The sequence below is a fragment of the Pseudochryseolinea flava genome, from assembly GCF_003286915.1.
Classification (GTDB): Bacteria; Bacteroidota; Bacteroidia; order Cytophagales; family Cyclobacteriaceae; genus Ohtaekwangia; species Ohtaekwangia flava.
On record NZ_QMFY01000046.1, the window covers coordinates 1 to 1,154 of the forward strand.

The 1,154-nt window shown below is 37.6% G+C and carries 1 protein-coding gene; it reads left to right on the forward strand.

The genetic code is table 11. The features are described from left to right. The first annotated feature begins 69 nt into the window (after positions 1–69). Complete coding sequence (locus DQQ10_RS27695) at positions 70–1,107, forward strand: IS5 family transposase (protein WP_112750206.1); 1,038 nt, start codon at positions 70–72, stop codon at positions 1,105–1,107. The last annotated feature ends 47 nt before the right edge of the window (positions 1,108–1,154 follow it).

Below are 1,154 nucleotides of genomic sequence, written 5' to 3' on the forward strand. Positions count from 1 at the left end.
TAAGGGCATCTCTAAAAACCTCAGTGAAAAGCGGTAAAGATTTGCGTACTTGCTTTCAAAGTAAGGGAAATGAAAAACAAGGCGAAAGGTCTATTTGACGAACAATTCAGACTGAACAAGTTAACGAATCAAAATGATCCGTTGGTGAAATTGCGTCAGCATGTTGATTTTGAGTTGTTTCGTAAGCCTTTAGAAGATCATTTCAATGCAGGTAAAGATCGGAATCAAGGTGGCCGACCTTCTTTCGATTACTTGTTGATGTTTAAGATCCTTATTCTTCAGCGTTATTATAATTTGAGTGATGATAGTATTGAGTATGCCGTTTTGGATAGACTTTCGTTCATGCGCTTCCTAGGCTTAACTATTTCCGACAATGTTCCGGATGCCAAGACCGTTTGGAATTTTAGGAACGAATTAACAAAAGCTAATCTAGTTGAAAAGCTATTCATACTATTAGATAAGACTCTTGATAAGCGTGGTGTGATTTTACATAAAGGAAAAATGGTTGATGCTTCCATCGTCGAAGTACCCATTCAGCGCAATAGTCGAGATGAGAATAATGAGTTAAAAAATGGATCTATTCCAGAAGAATGGAAAGAAAATTCAGCAAAACTCTCGCAGAAAGACACTGACGCAAAATGGTCTATCCAGAAAGGCAAGTCCTACTACGGATACAAAAACCACATAAAAGCAGACGTTAAGACTAAGCTTATCACTACTTATGAAGTAACACCAGCCAATGTTTTAGAAGGAGACGTGCTACCATTTTTGATCAGCAAGAAGGATAGAGGTCAAAAGTTATATGGCGATAAAGCTTACTACCAAAAAGACAACGAAGAGCTTCTTGCGTCCGAAGGCATAATTTCAAGAATTCACGTAAAGGCATACCGTTATCAAAAGCTCACTAAAAAACAGGAAAGCGATAACAAGATAAAGTCAAAGACCAGAGCGCGAGTCGAACATATCTTTGCATTCATGTCTAATACTATGAAGCGGATGCAATTACAATGTCGAAGTCTTAAAAGAATCGAGACTTCAATTGGTTTAATGAACATCACATACAATTTATTCAGGCTAACTCAACTGAACGTTAGTCTAAAAAGGTAGATATCCGCTCGATGAGGGCAAGAATCCTCCTATAGAGGAGAAAAAAA